The organism is Streptomyces ipomoeae 91-03 (genome assembly GCF_000317595.1).
In the GTDB taxonomy this organism is placed as follows: domain Bacteria; phylum Actinomycetota; class Actinomycetes; order Streptomycetales; family Streptomycetaceae; genus Streptomyces; species Streptomyces ipomoeae.
The window spans coordinates 1-699 of sequence record NZ_AEJC01000312.1; the positions used below are offsets into that span (position 1 = coordinate 1).

General features: G+C 73.1%; 1 protein-coding gene. It reads left to right on the forward strand.

Going from position 1 to position 699, the window contains the following annotated elements:
- Nucleotides 1-668: fibronectin type III-like domain-contianing protein (locus tag STRIP9103_RS20785; protein ID WP_009316307.1), on the forward strand; the 668-nt coding region annotated here is incomplete at its 5' end.
- Nucleotides 669-699: the final 31 nt, after the last annotated feature.

Sequence of the window (699 nt, forward strand, 5' to 3'; positions counted from 1 at the left end):
TCACCAACACCAGCGGGGTGACCGCCGACGAGGTCGCCCAGCTCTACGTCCGGGCCGTGGAACCCTCGGTCCCGCGCCCGCGCCGCGAACTCCTCGGCCACCGCCGGATCACGCTCGCTGCGGGCGCCTCGACGGAGCTGTCCTTCCAGCTCCCGCTCTCCGCCCTGGAGTTCTGGGACGTGGCGCACGGCAGGTGGCATCTGGCGCCGGGCGCTTACGAACTGCTGGTCGGCGCGTCCAGCGAGGACATCCGCCTCCGGACGACCGTCGAGGTCACGGGCGAGCCGGTCGCCCCGCGCCCCGTCCTCGAACGCGGCCTGAACGCGGCCGACTTCGACGAACAGCGCGGCACGGAGATCGTCGACCGGACCAAGGTGTCGGGCGACGCGGTGACCCCGGTGAACGGCGGATCCGGTGAACTGCTCTTCCTCGACTGCGACTTCGGCGCGGGCGTCACCGAGGTGGAAGTGGAGGTGGCGGGGGCGGGCACCGTCGAGTTCTCCCTGCTCGGCGGCCCGGTGCTCGCGGCCCTGACGCTCGACTCACCCACCGGCGACCCGTACGCCTACACCACCCTCCGCGCCGGCGTCGAGGCCGCCGGTGCGCACGACGTCCACCTCAAGCTGCGCGGCCCACTGCGGCTCGCGCGCGTCGGCTTCTCCGGTTGAGGGTCCGGAAGCAGGCCGACACGCAGAAGGG